Raw genomic sequence first — 17,657 nt, 5'->3', positions numbered from 1 at the left:
CTCAAGTCTTGCGGTGGGCTAACAGGCGGTCGTGCCGCCATCGATGATGATGTCGGCACCGGTGATGAAGGCGGCTTCGTCCGAGGCCAGGAAGGCGGCCATGCCGACCACGTCCTCGGGCTCGCCGGGGCGGCCGATGGGAATGCCGGCGATCAGCCCGGCCCGCACCGCAGGGTTCTCGACGAAGGCGCGAGTGCCGGGGGTGATGACGAAGCCGGGGCTGATGGAGTTGGCGCGAATTCCGAGCGGGGCCCCTTCCAGCGCCATCTGGCGGGTCATGGCGATGACGCCGCCCTTGGTCGCGTTATGGGCGACGGTGCCGTTGCCGCGCGATCCCTGCCAGCCGGCCGTCGAGGCCACATTGATGATCGACCCCCCCTGTCTGGCCAGATGCGGCCAGGCGTATTTGGTGGTCAGGAAGACCAGGTCGAGTTCGTTGCGGATCGTGAACCGCCAGTCCTCGACCGACAGGTCCGCGATGGAGCCGAACTTCGCGGCCGAGGCATTGTTATAGACGATGTCGATCCGACCGTGATCCGACACCGCCCTGTCGATCCAGGCCTGAGCGCCCTCCGGATCACCGAGATCGCAGACCATAGTGGTCATGACGCCGCCGGCCTCTGCGACCAGACGCGCGGTCTCCGCATCGGCCTCGGCATTCACGTCGCAGCCGACGACGATGGCACCGTCGGCCACGAAGCGGAGTGCCGCCGCCCTTCCCTGCCCGCCCCCGGTGCCCGAGATAACGGCGACACGGCCGTCCAGACGACAGGTCATGCCGTTGTCTCCGCCTGGGCGTCTCGTGCGTCGAGAGCCGTCCGGATGGCGGCGTGTTTCTCGCGCGTCAGTGGATAGGTAAAGGACAGCCAGGCACCAAGCAGGAACAGCACCGCCGACGGACCGGCGAACACCATCTCCAGCCCGGAGATGGCCTCGGGCGTATTGGCGGTCATCAGTCCAGGCTTGTATCCGACCATGGCCAGCGCCGCGAAGGACAGGCCGACCGCCAGCGCACCGCCCAGCTTCCAGCTGCTGATGAGCAGGGCATAGAGGACGCCGGTCTGGTCCGAGCCAGTGTCCAGCCTCAGTTCATCGCCGGCATCCGCCATCATGGCACGGGGCAGAAGGTTGAATGCCCCGAACGACAGACCCCAGCCCATCATGCCCAATGAGACCGCGATCAGGTTGCCGTCCGGAAGGAAGACGAAGACGACGCTGACGATCGCCGCCAGCAGGCCGGTGATCCCCAGCACGAAGTGCTTGTCCAGCCGCCTCGCCAACCAGGCCACGGCGGGGACGGTGATCATCGCCGTGACCACCTGGGCGATCAGGACGACGCCGACCGCGCTGCGATCCAGCCCCTTGGCGGCCGTGACGAAGAAGACCAACATGGCCGAGGCCGTACCGAAGCCCAGGCCGAACAGCAGGTCGATGGCCGCGATGCGGAACACAGCTTTGCGGCCGACGACGGCGAGATACTCTTTGATACCTACGATGTGTCGCTGGGCGGAAGCGGCGGCCTCAGGCACCCGCCAGGCCGCAAGCGCGACTGCGGGGGCCATCAGGACGATGATGATCCAACCCATGATCTGGGTCGGGGCCATGCCCGTGTCGCCGAGCGACTTGAGCAGGATGGGAAAACCCATGACCGTCAGGATTCCCAGCAGCGAAGCGAACTGCAGCCAGGCATAGACGCGCGATCGCCCGTCGTAGCTGGCCGCCAGTCCCGACGCCAAAGCCAGTTGCGCAAGAGACAGGACCGACCAGCCGAGAAAGGCCGCCGTCAGCGTCAGCAGCAGATAGATCGGCCCGACACCCGGCTTGGCCATGAACAGCAGATAGACCGCCAGCATCAGGGCCGGAGCCCCGAAGATCAGCCACGGCCGGTAGCGACCCCAGCGACTGCGCGTCCGATCCATAGCCGCCCCGATCAAGGGATCGACGACGATGTCGAAGATGCGCACGCCGGTGAAGATCAGCCCGATGACGGCCAGCGGCAGGCCCAGCACGGTCGCGTAGTGCTCGGGGATCATCACCACCAGCGGCAGCGACAGGGCCGTCAGCGGAATACCCATGAGCGACAGCGACAACAGCCCCGGCAGCTTGCGTCCGCCTGCTGGCGCGGCCGCCGGGTTCGCGGCGACGGTGGGCGCGGTCATCCCGTGACTGGTTCCACGACCAGGGCCGATTGCGGGCAGGACTCGGCACCTTCGATGGCCCGTTCCAGCAGTTCCGGCGGAACGATATCCATCGTCAGGACCACCAGCCCGCCTTCGAGCTGATAGATTTCCGGGCAGATTTCGACGCACGTCCCATAGCCGCAGCACGAACCGCGATCGGCGACAACGCGATGGGCGATAGCTTGTGAACTCATAGTCATCCTCCGTGCCGGGAGTCCCTTGGGGACTTCTCCGGGGGCGCTCGGCCCGTCGTTCCTCGTTGAATCGAAGAGTTGCATTTTCTATACAGAAATGCCACCTCTGTTCAAAATTATATGGCGCAAGTCGCCGCGGAGGACAACCATGCTGGACCGGACACGGACGACGCTTTCGGACGGGACAACGATCGACGACCTGATCAATGTGCAGACCCGAGAGGTACAGCTGCGCGCGATCTCGGATCCCGAACTCTACGACATCGAGATGCGCAAGGTGTTCGGGAAAACCTGGCTCTTGCTCGGTCACGAGAGCGAGATTCCGGCCTCGGGCGACTTTATCACCCGGCTGATGGGATCGGACCCCGTCCTGATCACGCGCCAGAAAGACGAGACCATCAAGGTCATGCTGAACGTCTGTCCCCACCGGGGTATGCGCGTTTGCGTCAACGACGCCGGCAACGCCAAGGTCCACACCTGCATCTATCACGGCTGGGCGTTCAAGAACGACGGCGACTTCATCGGCGCGCCCGTGGCGGGCGAACAGATGCATGGTACGATTCTGCCCAAGGAAAAGCTCGGCCTGACCCAGGCGCGCGTCCACATCTACGGCGGCCTGATCTTCGCCACCTGGAATTTCGAAGGCCCCTCGTTCGACGAATTCCTCGGCGAGATGAAGTGGTACTACGACATGCTGTTCTGCCGGACGGACAACGGCCTTGAGGTCCTGGGTCCGCCGCAGCGCTTCACCATCAAGGCCAACTGGAAAACGGCCTGCGAGCAGTCCGCCTCCGACGGTTTCCACACGCTGACGCTCCACCGCTGGCTTGGCGAGTTCGCCAAATTCGGCGATGGCGACCTGACCACCTCGATGTACGGCACCGAAGTGAGCTCCCTGCAGGGTCACTCCCTGCGCTGCATGCCCGTAGCGAACAAGTTCAAACAGGCCAAGGATTTCCGGGACGGAAACCTGACGATCGCCGAGAAGCTGGCCATCGTGCCCCCCCCCGGCATCACCAAGGAAATGCTGCCCGAGCTGGTCCGCAACCTGACGCCGGAACAGCTGGGCCTGTTGGTCGATAGCCCGCCTCAGGTCGGCGGCATGTTCCCCAACGTCCTGATCGCCTTCATCTATGTGCCCCAGCCGGACGGCGAGATCATCGGCCTGACCTCGCTGCACACCTATATCCCCAAGGGTCCGGACGAGCTGGAGTTCTGCAACTACATCCTCGCTGAAAAGGACGCCCCCGAGGAGCACAAGCAGAAGGCGCTGCAGTTCGCGGTACGGATGCTGGGCACCTCGGGCATGGTCGAACAGGACGATTCCGACACTTGGCCGCACATCACACAGACGGCCAAGGGTGCCGCCGCCCGCAACATCACGATGAAGTATCAGGCCGTCTGCACCACCCCGCCCCGGCCCGACTGGCCCGGCCCGGCCCTGGTCTATGAAGGCTTCACCAAGGACGACACCCAGTGGAATTGGTGGCTGGCCTATCGCGACCTGATGAACGCCCCGGCTTGATCATCGCAGACATCATCAGGATACCATCGCCATGACCATGAACGCCGTCATCCCCACCGACGTCAGCGTCGCCGAGGAGGCTCCCTTCCGTCCCAACCGCGTCCCGGTCGGGTCACCCGCCTACAACCAGATCGCCGAGTTCCTGTACGAGGAGGCCTGGCTGCTGGACGAGATCCGCCTCAAGGACTGGGTCGCGCGGCTCGATATCGACCTGCGTTATACCTGCCCGGTGCGCCAGACGCGATCCTTGGCCCAGAACGCTCAGTCGATCGTCCGCACCGTGATGCATTTCGACGAGACCTATGCCTCGATCAGGGGCCGGGTCGGCCGCATCACCGACACCAAGAGCGCCTGGGCCGAAGATCCGCCCTCGCGTACCCGTCGTCTGGTGACCAACATCCTGGTCGAATCGACTGAGGATCCGGACGAATTCGAGGTGAAGAGCTACCTGCTTTGCAGCCGTAGCCGGTTCGAGGAGACGACGTTGCTGATGCTCAGCTGCGTCCGCAACGACCTGCTGCGTCGCCACGGCGCCAGCTTCAAACTGGCCCGGCGCGAGATCATCGTCGATCAGACAGTCCTGGGCTTCCCGAACCTCGCCATCTTCCTCTGACGGCGACGATCCGCTGACGTCAGCGCCGCCCGCTTGCGCGGGCGAGCGCCGACGCGTGCCTCACACTTCCGATATCAGGAGCCGCCTATGCGCGCCGCCGTCATCTCCGGCAACGGAGCCGCCCCGGTCCTTCAGGACTTCCCCGAACCGACGGCCCAGGAAGGATCGGTCCTGATCGAGGTCGATACCGCAGGGCTCGGCGGCTGGGACGTGCTGGGGGCCTATCGCCTGGGCGTCCAGTATCCGTGCGTGATCCGGGGCGAAGGCGTCGGCCGCGCCGAGGACGGTCGCCGCGTCTATTTCGGGGAACGGTCGGTCGCACCCTGGGGTGCTTGGGCGGAGACGACCGTCGTCCCAGTCGCCGAAGTCTGGGACGTGCCCGACGACATCGACGACCGGACGGCCATCACCATGGGCATCGCCGGCACCGGCATCCTGATCCCGCTGGAGGCCGCAAAGATCCAGCCGGGCGAGAGCGTGCTGATCCTTGGGGCCACCGGAGTCCTGGGCCAGATCGGCCTGCAACTCGCCAGAACTCTGGGGGCCGGCCGAGTGGTTGCCGCCGCCCGCAGCCAGGCCGGGCTTGACCGCCTGATGGAACGAGGCCTCGCCGACGCCGTCGTGGCCATGGGCGGCGACAACGACACCGAAGCGCTCAAGGTCGCGTCGGGCGGGGACGGGTTCGACGTCGTCCTCGACCTTGTGTTCGGCAAACCCTTCCTATCGGCGGTCAAGGCGACGAAATGGGGCGCGCGTCTGATCACCATCGGCACCGGCGCGGGTCGTACGGTGGAGCTCAACATCGGCGACCTGCTGTTCCGGACCCTGACCTGCATCGGCACCGGCCAGCGCCCGGCGGCCGACCGCGAGCAGATCTGGCGACGACTGCTGGCCATGCAGAAGGATCAGGCAATCGAGGTCGATTACATCGACTATGACTTCGCGGATTCCGCCGAGGCCTGGGCCGCCCAGGTCTCCGGCCCCCACGCCAAGATCACGGCGAAGGTGCGCTGATGATCGGCGCGGAGGATGCATATAGCCCCCGCGCCAATCGCCATTCGCAGGCGTCAGCCGGCCGCCAACGCCTTGTCGATCGCGCCGACCAGTCGGGGATCGGCGGCGTCGATGTCCGGGGCGAACCGGCCGATGACCTGACCATCACGGCCGACCAGGAATTTCTCGAAATTCCACACCACCTCGCCGGGTCCGCCCGTGGCGATGCCGTAGCCGTTCAGCCGCTCGCGCATCGGGCCGTCGCCGACGGCCTCGGTCTTGACCGCCGTCAGGCCGGCGTAGAGGGGATGGATGTCCTCGCCCTTGACGCTGATCTTGGAATAGAGCGGAAAGGTCACGTCGAAGCTGGTCTGGCAGAAGCTCGCGATCTCCTCATCCGAGCCCGGCTCCTGGCCGTTGAAGTTGTTCGCCGGAAACGCCAGCACTTCCAGGCCGTCCGCCGCCTTGGCGCGGTACAGGGCCTCGAGCCCTTCGTATTGCGGCGTCAATCCGCATTTGGACGCGACATTGACGATCAGCAGAACCTTGCCGGCGTGGTCGGCCAGGGTGTCCGCACCGCCGTCGTTGCGGGTCAGGGGAATGGCGGTGATCGCGTCGCTCATGTCGGCTCCAACTGGTCTGGACGGCGGTCGCCGCCTTGCCCGGAAACCCTAGCAAATCGCCCGCCGGACCGCGCTCGAAATCCGGCTCGCCGCGCCAGAAATCGAAGGAAATCCAGGCCATGAAACGCGCTCCGATCGACATCGTCGGCGACTTCCTCGACATCTGGTCCGCAGGGCCCGAACCGCTGGAAGCCGCGATCCGCGCCCTGTTCCGGCCCGACACCGAATGGGTCAACATGGGCCTGTCGAAGACCGTCGGGGCCGGCGAGGCCCTGGCCATGGGCGCGAAATTCGAGGCCGCCATGGGCTATGCCAAGATCTTGGTCGAGACCCTGCATATCGCCGCCCACGGCAATGTCGTGCTGACCGAACGCATGGACCGGCTAGTCGCCGCCGACGGCCGCGAGATCGGCGCCTTTGCCATCGCCGGGATTTTCGAGTTGGACGACGACGGCAAGCTGATCCGCTGGCGCGACTACACCGACCCGTCGGCCATTGCGCTGATCCACGGCCATTGATTGCAACGATCGTCTCCGTTCGATGGACAATTTGATCAGAATACTATTCTGTATTTGAAACAGATCGCGCCCATGAGGCCGGCTATTTCGCGGGAAGGAAGACCGATGAGCACCGCCCAGATGACCCCCAACAAGGACCTTGCCGAAGGCTTCGCCCAGGTCGGTGCCCTGTTCGCCGGCGACGACCGGAACATCGAGGAAATCTACCGCGATCACCGCGCCAACATGCCGGTGATGCAGGGAGACATCTGCGCTGAACTCGGGGCTGCGTCGTTCGCAGGCGACACCGGCCGCCCGATCTACACCATCTTCAGGCACGCCGACGTCATGAAGGTGTTGCGTGACACCAAGACCTATACCAGCGGCATCCTGATGGAGACGGGCCTGGGCCAGTTCCTGGACGGGCTGATGATCACCGGCCTGGACGGCGACGAGCACCGCCAGCTGCGCGGCATTCTGCAGCCGTCGTTCACACCGGCGGTGATGGAGGAGTGGCGCGAGACCTATATCCGGCCGCTGATCCAGAAGTCCTTCATCGAGCCGCTGGTGCCCCAGGGCAAGGCCGAGCTGGTATCGACGGTCGGCGTGATGTTCCCGATCCATGTGGTCTATGCGGTGCTGGGGTTCCCCGACGACGATCCGGCAGCGCTCGAGACCTTCGCCACCAAGGCGCTCAAAGTGCTGGGCGGCATGGCCAATGATCCCGAGGCCAAGCGTGCGGCCTTCCAGGCCTTCCAGGAACTGTACGATCCCACTCTGGCCGCCGTTCAGGCGCGCCGCGCGTCCGGTGCCGAAGGGTCCGACCTTATCAGCCGCCTGATCCGCGCCGAGTTCGAGGGCCGGACCCTGAACGACCACCAGATCACCAATTTCGTGCGGATGATGCTGCCGGCCGCGTCGGAAACGACCTCGCGGACCTTCGCGATCATGATGACCCATCTGTTCGACCATCCCGAGGTGCTGGAACGTCTGCGCGCCGACCGCTCGCTGATGCGCAAGGTGCTGGACGAGAGCGTCCGCCACGACGCCGTCGCCACCTTCAAGGTGCGCGAGACCCAGACCGAGGTCACGCTCCAGGACGTCACCATACCCAAGGGAGCGATCATCTCGGCCTGCGTCGGCTCGGCCAATCGGGACGAGACCGTGTTCGAGAACCCCGACGTGTTCGACATCGACCGCAAGCAGATGGCGGCCTTCGGTTTCGGCTTCGGTGCGCATATGTGCGTCGGGATGTGGCTGGCCAAGGTCGAGATCGAGGAGGCGGTGGGCCTGCTTCTCGACTTGATGCCCAACCTGCGGCTCGACCCCGACTATCCTCGCCCGGTGGTGCGCGGCGTGTCCCTGCGCGGGCCGGACGCGGTCCATGTGGTGTGGGACGTTCCCTGATCTATCGACACCGCCGAAATGACGACCAAGGCCCCCGCCATCCGGCGGGGGCCTTTTTGGTTGGGCGCGCCCCTCCCCTCCCATGAAAAAGCCGCCGACCGGTTTCCCGATCGGCGGCAAGGTTCAACAGGAGACGTTGGGTCTAGAAGCGCTTGGTCAGGGAGGCACCGTAGGTCGTGGGCTCGCCGATGAAGGCGGTCGCGAAGCCAAGGCCGGCCGCATAGACATCGGCGAACTGGCGAGTGTTGTATTCCTCGCCGGTCAGGTTCTTGCCGTAGATCGCGAACTCGACGTTCTGGGCGTCGAACTCGATGGCGAAGCGGGCGTTCAGCAGGCCATAGCCCGGAGTGCGGGTGATATCGTTGGACGCCGCATAGATCGCCTTGGTCGCAGCCGACTGGTTCACCGACGGAGTGACCGGGTTGTAGAACTGACGGCCCAAGTACGAATAGTCGACGTGCAGGGTCACCGCGCCGAAGGACGTCGGCAACACCTGGGTGGCGCCCAGGTTGAACTGGATCTTGGGAAGCTGCGGCAGTTCCTCGCCGCTGCGATCGACGGGGCAGATCGACGCCGTGCCCGCCGGGTTCAGCGTACAGCCCGTGAAGCCGACGCCGGGAACGGCCTGCCGCTCGATGAAGGATCCGCTTTCGTATTCTCCGTCCATCAGGCTGACGTTCGAGGTCAGTTCCATGCCCGACCAGGGGCGATAGGCACCTTCCAGCTCGATACCATAGACGCGCGCGTTACCGGCGTTGACGATGAACTGGGTGCTCGCGCCGGCCGGTGTCAGGGCGGCGGCGTTGCGCTGAACGTCCGATTGCCACGAATGGAAGACCGCGACGTTGGTGCGCAGACGGTTCTCGAGCCAGGTCGCCTTGAGGCCGGCTTCCAGGTCCTTGACGGTTTCCGGCTCGAAGGCCGGCAGGCCGCCGGCGCGGGTGTTCCAGCCGCCGGACTTGGAGGCGCGGCGGGTCTGGACGTAGGCGAACACGTCCTCGTTGATCTGCCAGTCCACGCCCAGGGTCCAGGCAGGGTAGTCGAACTTGACCTCCTGGGTCTGGGTACAGACGCCGACGACGTCGGGCGTGGGCACGTTACAGGTGCCGGGCAGGCCCCAGACCGTGAAGTTGTGCAGCTCGGTGTCGCGGCTGTCCCAAGTCCAGCGCAGGCCGGCGGCGATGCGCACCGAATCCGTCAGCTGGTAGTAGCCCTGGCCGAAGACGCCGGCCGACTGGTTGTGGACGTCCGCCAGGTTCTGGCCCGCCAGTCCGGCATTGGGACGCGAGACGGCGTTGTAGGGCAGGAAGCCGAAATTCTGGGAACGGCTGAACTCCAGGCCTTCTTCATTCGAGAAGTAAACGCCTGAGATATAGGTGAATTTATCACCGACCGAACCGCTGATCTGGAGCTCCTGCGACCACTGGTCAGAGCTGTAGCCGGCCCAGGTCGTCAGGATCGGGACGGGCGTCCCGTCCGTGTCGATGATGCCGTCGGTGTCGCTGAAGCGGTAGGCCGTGATGGACTTGAGGGTCGCGTTGCCCAGATCCAGCGAGGCATTCAGGCTGAAGCCATAGGCCTCCAGCTGGTTGCCGAGCGGTCGGCTGTACAGGGCGCGCACCTCGGCGGGCAGGGTCGCGAACGTCGGCGTGTTCGGCACGAGGAAGCCGGTCGCATAGCTGCTGTAGAAGCCGTTCCGGTTATGAAGCGAGTTGTTCAGCGTCGTGGCCAGGCCGAACGCGCCGAACGATCCAGCCGGACCGAACAGTTCGGGCGCATAGGCGTGCAGGGCCGTGAACTGGCCGTTGTCCTCGATCTTGTTGTAGTCACCGGACAAGACCAGCTCCAGCCGATCGTCTTCATACTTGAGCTTGGCGCGGACGAAGTCGCTGTCCTGGTCCCAGACGTCCCGTCCCAGAGGGATACTGCGGCCGTAGCCACTGCGGCCCTTGGTGCTGGCGACGACGCGGGCGGACAACCGGTCGGTCAGAGGACCGTTCGCGACGAAGCTGGCACCGACCTGGTCATAGCTGCCGGCCTCGACCTTGATCAGGCCGCTGTAGTCCTGGCTGGGATCGGCGCTCAGGATGTTGACGGCACCGCCGATGGTGTTGCGCCCGAACAGGGTCCCTTGCGGACCGCGCAGAACCTCGACGCGTTGCAGGTCGAACAGGTCGGTCAGGCCCTGGGACGGGCGGGCGATGTAGACGCCGTCCACATAGATGGCGACGGCCGGATCGTTCGACACCAGCGCCTGCAGATTGCCCTGGCCACGCATGGCGACGAAGGCGAAGCCAGAGGAGGACGGCGCGCCGGTGGCGATCGACAGGCTGGGTGTGGTGCGTTGCAGGTCGGTGACGTCGGATACCTGGGCCCGCTCCAGCGCCTGGGCGTTGATGGCCGTCACCGCGACAGGTGTCGATTGCAGGTTTTCTTCCGTCCGACGCGCGGTCACGACGATCTCATCGAGCTGGTCCGACTGAGGCTGCGATGCCGCGCTCTGGGCGAAGGCCGGAGCGGTCAGGGCTGTGCAGGCGAGAAGACCCAGAGCCCCGCTTCGACGGACCATTCTGGACACACGTACGCTGTTTGAGACTCTCATCGCAACCTCCCCGGTGGGGTCTATCGCCCCGCGTTTCACAGCTGCCGGAAGGCGCTGCGTTGAGGATAAACTAAACAGATTTGGAAATCTGTCGCAAGAATAAAAATCTAGGGTAAGAATGATTCCGCCTTATGATCGGGCGCGTGGCATGAACCGCGCGCTTCCGACCCAGGTCGCCGACCGACCGTCGATGTGAAGTGGGCCGAGCCCTCGGAGATGATCCCATGAGTGACACGACCGCCCTGTCGGGCAAGCGAATCATCGTCACCGGTGCAGCCCGGGGTATCGGTGCCAGCGCAGCCCGAGCCCTGGCTTTTGCAGGTGCCCGGGTGACCGCGCTCGACGTCGAGGAGCGTCCGGCCGAAACGACTCATGACGGGCGTCTGAGCCAGGACCTGTGCGACGTCTCCTCCCGTAGTTCAGTCACAGCGGCCTTCGACCGGGCCGTCGGGGCGATGGGTGGATTGGATGTGCTTGTCCACGTCGCCGGCGTTCAACGCTATACGCCTGCTGAGGCCATCACCGACGACGAGTGGGATCTGGTGGTCGGCGTTAATGCGCGCGGCACGATGATCACCAACCAGGCAGCGTTCGCCCACCTGAAGGACGGGGGCGGACGAATCGTCAACTTCGCCTCGGCGGCCGGGGCGCTCGGTCTGCGCGGCTGCGCCCACTATGCGGCCTCGAAGGGTGCGGTCCTGGCCTGGACGCGCACCATCGCCCAGGAGTGGGGCCCTTACGGGATTTCTGCCAATGCCGTCGCGCCCGGAATGTGGACGCCCATGTACGACACGACGCGCGCGGGCATGACGCCCGAACAACTCGAGGCTCACGATCGCGGCATGGCGACCATGATCCCGCTGGGCGGCAAGCTCGGAGACCCCGATACGGACATGGCACCAGTACTGGTCTTCCTGGCCAGCGACGCCTCGCGCTTCATCACCGGCCAGACCCTGGCGGTCGACGGCGGCCTGATGATGGTGCGCTAGACCAGCCGCACATCCAGGTCGGTGCGGATTCGGGGCGCGTCGATGATCGGGTTGGTCAACACGCCGACCCCCTCGATCTCGACCCCGACGACGTCGCCCGGCACGAGCCACTTCGGATTGGGCGAGCCGGCGGCGACGCCCGAGGGCGTGCCCGTCGCGATCAGATCACCGGGATAGAGGGTGAAGATCGTCGACATCAGATGCACCAGATGCGCCACATCCCAGTGCATCTCGGCGATGTCGGCGCTCTGACGCAGATCGCCGTTGACGTGGGTCGTCAGACGCAAGCCCTTGCACCCGGGCGGCAGTTCGTCCGCCGTCACGATCTCGGGGCCGAACCCGCCGGTGTTCAGGAAATTCTTGCCCGCCGTAACCGCCGACGGGATGTAGTTGTAGGCCCTCACACTGCCGTCGTTGTGGCAGGTGTAACCGGCGACGTGAGACAGGGCCTCGTCGCGGGAAATCATCCGCCCTCCCCTGCCGATCACGATCATGAGTTCGCCCTCGTAGTCGAGCGTGTCCGAGGCCTCCGGCCGCCAGATCGGCTGGTTGTGCGCCACCATGGAGTCATGCGTCCGCAAGAACATTCCGGGGAATTTCTGCGTGTCGGCCTTCATCTCTTCGACGTGCTTCATGTAGTTCTTGCCCAGGCCGATAATTTTGTCCGGCCGGGCGATCGGCGTCAGGTGGCGCAATCCCTCCAGTGGATGACGCGCATCCGCGCCTGAGTCCGAGGCGGCCCTCTTAGCGGCGAGCAAGGCGTCAGGGCCGGCCGCCAGCAGGGAGCGGATGTCGCGTGGCAGGTCGGGTGCCGCGACAGTCAGGTCGACGACCTCGTCGCCGAGGCGGACCCCCGTGGTCGCCACGCCATTCAGCTCAAACGACAGCAGTCGCATCGACGTCTCCCTTTGCGTTCATCGGCCTCAGCGGACCATCAACATTCCGCCGTCGATGGGAATGATCTGGCCGCTGATAAAGCGTGCGCCCGGTGACGCCAGAAAGGCCATGGCCGGCACCAAGTCCCGCTCCACGTCGCCCAGTCGTCCGCCCAACGGAATCGTCCTGGCCTTCGTCGCATCGTGGTCGGCGAGGTCGTTGGCGGTCATGTCGGCACGGGTCCGGTCGTACATCGGAGTCCAGATCGCCGGCGCTATGCAGTTGGCGGAGATGCCGTAGCCCCCCCATTCCGCGGCGATGGTGCGGGTCCAGGCCACCACAGCCCCCTTGGCCGCCGCATAGGCCGCCTTGGTCGGATGGCCCCGGACCCCGGCGGCGGAAGCGAAGTTCAGGATGGCACCGCCATCGTCCTTCAGGTGCGGGAAGGCAGCCCGATTGACCAGGAAGGTTCCCGTGGCATTGGCCGCCATGACTCGGTTCCAGACGTCCAGGGTCGTGGTCGCCGCAGCCCCACCGGTCGCGACGCCCGCCGCATGGATCAGAACATCGAGGCCACCCAACCGTTCGGCGGCCCGATCGACGGCACCCTGGATCGAGGTTTCGTCGGCGACGTCGGCGGCCTCGAACCCGGCAGCGCCCGCCTCGTTCGCGATGTTAGCGCCCGCCTCGGCCGAAAGGTCGATGGAGACGACCGCCGCCCCCAGACCGGGAAAGGCCTGCACCAGAGCCTGGCCCATGCCGCTGGCCCCGCCCGTGACGATGATGCGGCGACCCGCGAGTGACACGATCGACATCCCGATGCTCCATCGTCACGCTGGAAAAAAAGCGGCGCGGTCCGGGAGGAACCGCGCCGTCGTCACGACCCGAACGCGCGGGTCAGGCTGGAAACCTCAGAAGGCGTAGTGGAGGCTGACGCCATAGGTCCGGGGGCTGCCCACCACGATGGAGTTGAAGTTGGCCGCCGCGAACGAGCCCGACCGCGCCGCGAAATACTCGTCCGTCAGGTTCTTGCCGTAGGCGGCCAGAGTGATCGGTGCGTTGGCGAAGGTGAAGGACAGCTGGGCGTTCAGCAGACCATACCCTTCCTGACTGATCGAGCGGCGCTGGAAATCAGTCAGCGGGACCGGCCCCGTGCCCGTGATCGACACCGTGTTCAGGAAGAAGACTTCGGACCGGTAGTTGTAGTCGGCGTGCAGGTCAAGGCGGCCGGCCGAGAGCTCGATCGGATAGTCGGCGCTGAATGAGTAGGTGGTCTTTGCCACCGTCGGGATTTCCGACCCTTTGTAAGGCCCCTCGGTGAACTCCGGATGGATCAGGCCCAGGGAGGCGTTCAGGCGCAGATCGCCCAGCAGGGCCGTCGCCTCGAACTCGCCGCCGTAGATCTCCGCCGTCCCCGAGTTGAGCACGGCGATGATGACCGGGCTGGCCGACAAGATGGCGTTCTGTTGGATGTCCTCGAAGGTCGAGAAATAGCCGCTCAGCCCCATCCGCAGACGGTTTTCGAAGAAGGTCAGCTTGGCGCCGGCCTCATAGCTGGCGACGCTTTCCTCGTCGAACGGGCGATAGAAGGCGGCGGTCGTGCCGCTGGCCTGCTGGAAGCCGCCCGAGCGGAAGCCCTTCGAGAATTTCGCGAACAACAAGCCGTCGCCCGGCAGGCGGTAGTCGAGCCCCACCGTGAACGGGACCGTGTTGAACTCGATGTCGGCAGGTGTGTAGAGGCAGCTGCCGGGCGCTTCGTTCAGGCCGATCGCGGTGAACGGACAGGCGGCCGGGGTGATCGCGGTCGCCGCCGGCTCTGCGACCAATGCCGCTCCGGCGACGGCGAAGCGTGCCGGCGTATAGGTCATGCCCCGCGTGTCCTTCACGGCGCGAACGCCGCCGGTGAGGCGCAGACGCGGCAGGAGTTCGTAGCTGAGCTGGGCAAAGACGCTCATCGATTCGTTGTCGGGCCGGATCGTGTTGTCCTGGATCGCTGTCGGCACCCGGGTGATCGGCGAGTTGCGGATCTGCTCGCGGAAATAATAGGCGCCGGTGGTCCAGTTCAGACGGTCGGCGAAGGCCGTGCCCGTGAGCTGAAGCTCCTGCGACACCTGATGGCCGTCCAGCTCGAAGACCCGCACGTCGGCGGTCGGGATCGGCGTGCCGTCAAGGTCGGACGCGCCCTCGAAATTGACGTTGCGATAGGCCGAAATCGACTTCAGCGTCGCCGAGCCCAGTTGCGCGGTGATCGTGCCGGTGAAGTCATAGACCTCGGAATCGTTGACGGGGTTGTAGCCCGCCTGGCTGACCCGTGTTTCGGCGGGTGCGACGTACGGCGCATACACCGCCGCCGACAGTCCGGCCTGATAGGAGTTCAGCACCCACAAGGGCTGATGGTTCGAGCCGGAATAGTGGTCGAAACTCAGGTCAACGCGCAGGTCGGGCGAGATGTCGGCGCGAACGCTGGCGCGCAGGAAGTCATCGTTCTGGTCCGCCACGTCGCTGCGCAGCGTCGGATTATAGCCGTAGCCTTCGTGCTCGACGTGGCTGTAGACGAAGCGCGCCGCCAGTTTGTCGTCCACGAGCGGGAGGTTGACGATGCCCGTCGCGGTGATCGCATTGTAGTTGCCGTAGCCGACCTTCACCGATCCGCCGAAGTCGTAGGACGGCTTGTTTGTCGTGATGTTCAGCGCGCCACCGATCGTGTTGCGGCCGAAAAGGGTGCCCTGCGGACCGCGCAGAACCTCCGCCGAGGCGACGTCGACCATGGCGAAATTGCTGCCCTCTGGCCGGGCGTAGTAAAGGCCGTCGACATAGGTGCCCACTGCCTGGTCGACGTTCGGCAATACGCCGCCGGGCGCGACGCCGCGGATGGCCAGGATCAGGTCGTTGTTGCCATAGGGCGTGGCGGTGAAGGTGATCGAGGGCGCATTCTCGGTCAGGGAACGAACGTCCGTGATCTGACGACGGTCAAGCTCGCGCGCGCTGAAGGCAGTGACCGCTACCGGCACGTCCTGAAGTCGTTCCTCGCGCCGCTGGGCGGTGACGATGACCTCCTCCAGGCCCGTCGCCACCTCGGGGTCGGGCTGCGGGCCAACGGCCTGCGCCATCGCGAGGGTCGGCAGCCAGACCAGCGATGCGCCGGCGAACATCGCGGCATTCTTCATCGAGCGTGACATGTATTTCCTCCCCGTGCGCCTTATTCGCGCGTCCGCAACCTGAGCGACCCCTGACGGTCCGCACGGTCTCTTGTCGTTAGGGAAAGGACACCACAGCGAAAACTAAGTCAACTGCTTTAATCTGATATCCGAATGTCATTCTTGCTTTGAGATGCGAACGACACATCGAGCCGCACGAACCGCGCGGTTACCGACTGGGCTTGATGTCGGTCGTCTCGATATCCCAGGTGGTCGGCGTTGCGCCTTCGTCGCGAAGCTGGAACTTGAGGACCCGCCCCTGCGGATTGACGGGCAACTCCGGCCTGAACTCGATGTAGCGGGGCACGGCATAATAGGGCACGCGCCCCATCAGCCATCGGCACAGATCCTCTTCGGTCAGTGCAGCACCCGGCTTGAGCTTGGCCGTCACCTTCAGGTCGTCTTCCTGCATGTTCGACGGTACGGCGTGGACGGCGACCTGCTCGATCTCAGGGTGAGTCAGGATCGAGGTCTCCATCTCGAAACTGGAGATGTTCTCGCCCCGCCGACGCAGATAGTCCTTTTTGCGGTCAACGAAGTAGAAGAAGCCGTTCTCGTCGAACTTGCCGATGTCGCCGGTGTGGAACCACAGATTGCCCCAGACCTTGAGCGTGTCCTCGGGCCGACGCCAGTAGCCCTTGAAGATGATGTCGGGCAGCAGGGGCCGGCACACCACCTCGCCCGACGTCCCGGCAGGAACCTCGTTGTCGTTGTCGTCGAAGATGCGGACATCGAGCTCGGGCGCGGCCTTGCCGGAACATCCTTCCGCATAGGATCCGTCATCCGGCATCGAGGTCAGCAGCCCCTCGGTCAGGCCGTAGACGTTTGAGCCGATCTTTTTCGCACCGAACCGCTCGCGCCAGATCGCCTTGATCTCTTCGGGGAAGGGGTTGCCCTTGACGGTGTGGACCTGGCCGAAACAGCGCGCCATCGCCTCGTGCTCGTCGGCGCGCGCCAGCATGGTACCCAGCGAGCCCAGGATCGACACCACCGTCGCCCCCGACTTCTCGATGGCCGGCCAGAAGCCCGAGACCGAGAACTTCGGTGCGAACGAGATCGTCGCCCCCACCAGCATCACCGACACCACCCCCGTCGCCAGGGCGTTCATGTGGAACAGCGGCAAGGGGGTCCAGTAGATGTCGTCAGGTCCGAATGGTGCCGAGCGTGTCAGCATCCGCGCGAAATGGCACATCTGGTTGCCGGTGATCATGCAGCCCTTGGACGGGCCCGTCGTTCCGGAGGTATAGATCAGGGCGTTCAGCGCGCCGGGATCGGGCAGTTCGGCAAAGCCGCTGTCGTCGGTCCCGCGATGGTCGTCCAGGGCGGCGATGGTGAAGGCCGACCTCGTCGGTTCCTCGAACGCGCCCCGGACCAGAACGGTCGTCAAGGTCGTGAGCTGGTCCTCGATGTCGAGCACCCGCTGGAGATATTTGGCCTCACACACCAGCAGGGTCGCACCGGCGTCCTCGATCTGGTGGCGCAGGAACTGGCCGATCAGGGCGGTGTTCAGCGGCACGCTGATGACCGAGATCTTGTTGGCGGCGATCCAGGTCGTGATCGCATCGACATTGTTGTCCAGCATCGACACGATCGGCAGGCCGGCGATCAGGCCGAAGTCCTGAAGCACATGGGCGAACCGGTTGCTGGTCCGGTCGAACGCGCCGTAGGTGTGCTTTTCGCCGCTGAAATCCAGGAAGATCTTGTCCGGATGGGCCTCGACCGCGCGGCGCAGGGCGGCGATCGGCGTGTCCCGGGGGCCTGTGCGCCAACCCGCCTGCGTGCTGCTGTTCATCGCGTTCATTCGTCCACCCTTGGCCCGGACGGGTCAATCCGTCGCCCCGGGCCAGACCCACGACGCCGGCGACACGCCTCGCCTTCCTCGTCCCTACGGCCCTGCCGTCTCGCCCTCAGTTGACCTGAATGCCGGACAGGAACCGGACCCCGCGCTGTAGGATCATGGA

At 65.2% G+C, this 17,657-nt stretch carries 15 protein-coding genes; 6 read left to right on the top strand and 9 right to left on the bottom strand.

Translation table 11 applies throughout. From position 1 onward, the window contains the following. Window positions 1–18: 18 nt before the first annotated feature. Genes O5K39_RS10935 through O5K39_RS10925 form a run of 3 tightly spaced genes read right to left on the bottom strand, consistent with a single transcriptional unit; the run spans window position 19 to window position 2,374 of the window. Window positions 19–777, bottom strand: coding sequence for an SDR family NAD(P)-dependent oxidoreductase (locus O5K39_RS10935; RefSeq protein ID WP_271143660.1), 759 nt, complete (start codon window positions 775–777; stop codon window positions 19–21). Next, window positions 774–2,159 carry an MFS transporter gene (locus tag O5K39_RS10930; RefSeq protein ID WP_271143659.1) on the bottom strand — a complete coding sequence of 462 codons (1,386 nt, stop codon included), beginning with the start codon at window positions 2,157–2,159 and terminating at the stop codon, window positions 774–776. Before O5K39_RS10930 ends, O5K39_RS10935 begins: the two co-directional genes overlap by 4 nt. Continuing rightward, window positions 2,156–2,374 carry a ferredoxin gene (locus O5K39_RS10925; protein ID WP_271143658.1) on the bottom strand — a complete coding sequence of 73 codons (219 nt, stop codon included), beginning with the start codon at window positions 2,372–2,374 and terminating at the stop codon, window positions 2,156–2,158. The genes O5K39_RS10930 and O5K39_RS10925 overlap by 4 nt, the downstream gene beginning before the upstream one ends. Window positions 2,375–2,522: 148 nt before the next feature. Between O5K39_RS10925 and O5K39_RS10920 the strand changes: the two genes are divergently transcribed. The 3 genes from O5K39_RS10920 to O5K39_RS10910 all read left to right on the top strand — a co-directional run bounded on the left by O5K39_RS10920 (window position 2,523) and on the right by O5K39_RS10910 (window position 5,526). Then, a complete protein-coding gene (locus O5K39_RS10920) occupies window positions 2,523–3,899 on the top strand; it encodes an aromatic ring-hydroxylating dioxygenase subunit alpha (protein WP_271143657.1) in 1,377 nt (458 codons plus the stop codon). Window positions 3,900–3,930: 31 nt separating this feature from the next. Beyond that, a complete protein-coding gene (locus tag O5K39_RS10915; RefSeq protein WP_271143656.1) occupies window positions 3,931–4,512 on the top strand; it encodes a 3-phenylpropionate/cinnamic acid dioxygenase subunit beta in 582 nt (193 codons plus the stop codon). A gap of 87 nt (window positions 4,513–4,599) precedes the next feature. Beyond that, window positions 4,600–5,526 carry a zinc-binding dehydrogenase gene (locus O5K39_RS10910; protein ID WP_271143655.1) on the top strand — a complete coding sequence of 309 codons (927 nt, stop codon included), beginning with the start codon at window positions 4,600–4,602 and terminating at the stop codon, window positions 5,524–5,526. A 53-nt stretch (window positions 5,527–5,579) separates the two neighbouring features. Here O5K39_RS10910 and O5K39_RS10905 read toward each other — a convergent pair whose 3' ends face one another. Continuing rightward, window positions 5,580–6,128, bottom strand: coding sequence for a glutathione peroxidase (locus tag O5K39_RS10905; protein WP_271143654.1), 549 nt, complete (start codon window positions 6,126–6,128; stop codon window positions 5,580–5,582). A 119-nt stretch (window positions 6,129–6,247) separates the two neighbouring features. Here O5K39_RS10905 and O5K39_RS10900 point away from each other — a divergent pair, with 119 nt between their 5' ends. Together O5K39_RS10900 and O5K39_RS10895 are read left to right on the top strand one after the other, a co-directional pair. After that, complete coding sequence (locus O5K39_RS10900) at window positions 6,248–6,646, top strand: limonene-1,2-epoxide hydrolase family protein (protein ID WP_271143653.1); 399 nt, start codon at window positions 6,248–6,250, stop codon at window positions 6,644–6,646. 105 nt (window positions 6,647–6,751) lie between these two features. Next, the gene (locus O5K39_RS10895) at window positions 6,752–8,032 is read left to right on the top strand and encodes a cytochrome P450 (protein ID WP_271143652.1); all 1,281 of its coding nucleotides are present in this window, start codon (window positions 6,752–6,754) and stop codon (window positions 8,030–8,032) included. A 142-nt stretch (window positions 8,033–8,174) separates the two neighbouring features. Here the strand turns inward: O5K39_RS10895 and O5K39_RS10890 are convergent, their stop codons facing one another. Continuing rightward, on the bottom strand, window positions 8,175–10,601 hold the full coding sequence (locus O5K39_RS10890; protein WP_271143651.1) for a TonB-dependent receptor: 2,427 nt from the start codon (window positions 10,599–10,601) through the stop codon (window positions 8,175–8,177). Between the two features lie 257 nt (window positions 10,602–10,858). On the opposite strand from O5K39_RS10890, the gene O5K39_RS10885 reads away from it, so the two are divergent. Continuing rightward, complete coding sequence (locus O5K39_RS10885) at window positions 10,859–11,623, top strand: SDR family NAD(P)-dependent oxidoreductase (protein ID WP_271143650.1); 765 nt, start codon at window positions 10,859–10,861, stop codon at window positions 11,621–11,623. Here O5K39_RS10885 and O5K39_RS10880 read toward each other — a convergent pair. From O5K39_RS10880 to O5K39_RS10865, 4 genes are all read right to left on the bottom strand, one after another. Beyond that, window positions 11,620–12,519, bottom strand: coding sequence for a fumarylacetoacetate hydrolase family protein (locus O5K39_RS10880; protein WP_271143649.1), 900 nt, complete (start codon window positions 12,517–12,519; stop codon window positions 11,620–11,622). The genes O5K39_RS10885 and O5K39_RS10880 overlap by 4 nt on opposite strands. 27 nt (window positions 12,520–12,546) lie before the next feature. Next, window positions 12,547–13,314, bottom strand: a complete 768-nt coding sequence (locus O5K39_RS10875) for an SDR family oxidoreductase (RefSeq protein WP_271143648.1) — start codon at window positions 13,312–13,314, stop codon at window positions 12,547–12,549. 96 nt (window positions 13,315–13,410) lie between these two features. Next, window positions 13,411–15,678 (bottom strand): TonB-dependent receptor, encoded by a 2,268-nt coding sequence (locus tag O5K39_RS10870; RefSeq protein WP_271143647.1) that lies wholly within the window; start codon window positions 15,676–15,678, stop codon window positions 13,411–13,413. 187 nt (window positions 15,679–15,865) lie between these two features. Then, window positions 15,866–17,488, bottom strand: coding sequence for an AMP-binding protein (locus O5K39_RS10865; protein ID WP_271143646.1), 1,623 nt, complete (start codon window positions 17,486–17,488; stop codon window positions 15,866–15,868). Window positions 17,489–17,657: the final 169 nt, after the last annotated feature.

Origin of the sequence: Brevundimonas sp. NIBR10 (genome assembly GCF_027912515.1) — a bacterium.
Classification (GTDB): domain Bacteria; phylum Pseudomonadota; class Alphaproteobacteria; order Caulobacterales; family Caulobacteraceae; genus Brevundimonas.
The sequence above is the reverse complement of the archived record's forward strand: the minus strand, read 5'-3'. Positions and strand labels throughout refer to the sequence as shown.

Bases quoted from the DNA above. Each gene is read 5' to 3' on its own strand.
- O5K39_RS10865 (WP_271143646.1), bottom strand. From the start codon at position 17,488: ATGAACAGCAGCACGCAGGCGGGTTGGCGCACAGGCCCCCGGGACACG.
- O5K39_RS10925 (WP_271143658.1), bottom strand. From the start codon at position 2,374: ATGAGTTCACAAGCTATCGCCCATCGCGTTGTCGCCGATCGCGGTTCG.
- O5K39_RS10880 (WP_271143649.1), bottom strand. From the start codon at position 12,519: ATGCGACTGCTGTCGTTTGAGCTGAATGGCGTGGCGACCACGGGGGTC.
- O5K39_RS10905 (WP_271143654.1), bottom strand. From the start codon at position 6,128: ATGAGCGACGCGATCACCGCCATTCCCCTGACCCGCAACGACGGCGGT.
- O5K39_RS10885 (WP_271143650.1), top strand. From the start codon at position 10,859: ATGAGTGACACGACCGCCCTGTCGGGCAAGCGAATCATCGTCACCGGT.
- O5K39_RS10870 (WP_271143647.1), bottom strand. From the start codon at position 15,678: ATGTCACGCTCGATGAAGAATGCCGCGATGTTCGCCGGCGCATCGCTG.
- O5K39_RS10900 (WP_271143653.1), top strand. From the start codon at position 6,248: ATGAAACGCGCTCCGATCGACATCGTCGGCGACTTCCTCGACATCTGG.
- O5K39_RS10920 (WP_271143657.1), top strand. From the start codon at position 2,523: ATGCTGGACCGGACACGGACGACGCTTTCGGACGGGACAACGATCGAC.
- O5K39_RS10875 (WP_271143648.1), bottom strand. From the start codon at position 13,314: ATGTCGATCGTGTCACTCGCGGGTCGCCGCATCATCGTCACGGGCGGG.
- O5K39_RS10930 (WP_271143659.1), bottom strand. From the start codon at position 2,159: ATGACCGCGCCCACCGTCGCCGCGAACCCGGCGGCCGCGCCAGCAGGC.
- O5K39_RS10890 (WP_271143651.1), bottom strand. From the start codon at position 10,601: ATGGTCCGTCGAAGCGGGGCTCTGGGTCTTCTCGCCTGCACAGCCCTG.
- O5K39_RS10910 (WP_271143655.1), top strand. From the start codon at position 4,600: ATGCGCGCCGCCGTCATCTCCGGCAACGGAGCCGCCCCGGTCCTTCAG.
- O5K39_RS10935 (WP_271143660.1), bottom strand. From the start codon at position 777: ATGACCTGTCGTCTGGACGGCCGTGTCGCCGTTATCTCGGGCACCGGG.
- O5K39_RS10915 (WP_271143656.1), top strand. From the start codon at position 3,931: ATGACCATGAACGCCGTCATCCCCACCGACGTCAGCGTCGCCGAGGAG.
- O5K39_RS10895 (WP_271143652.1), top strand. From the start codon at position 6,752: ATGAGCACCGCCCAGATGACCCCCAACAAGGACCTTGCCGAAGGCTTC.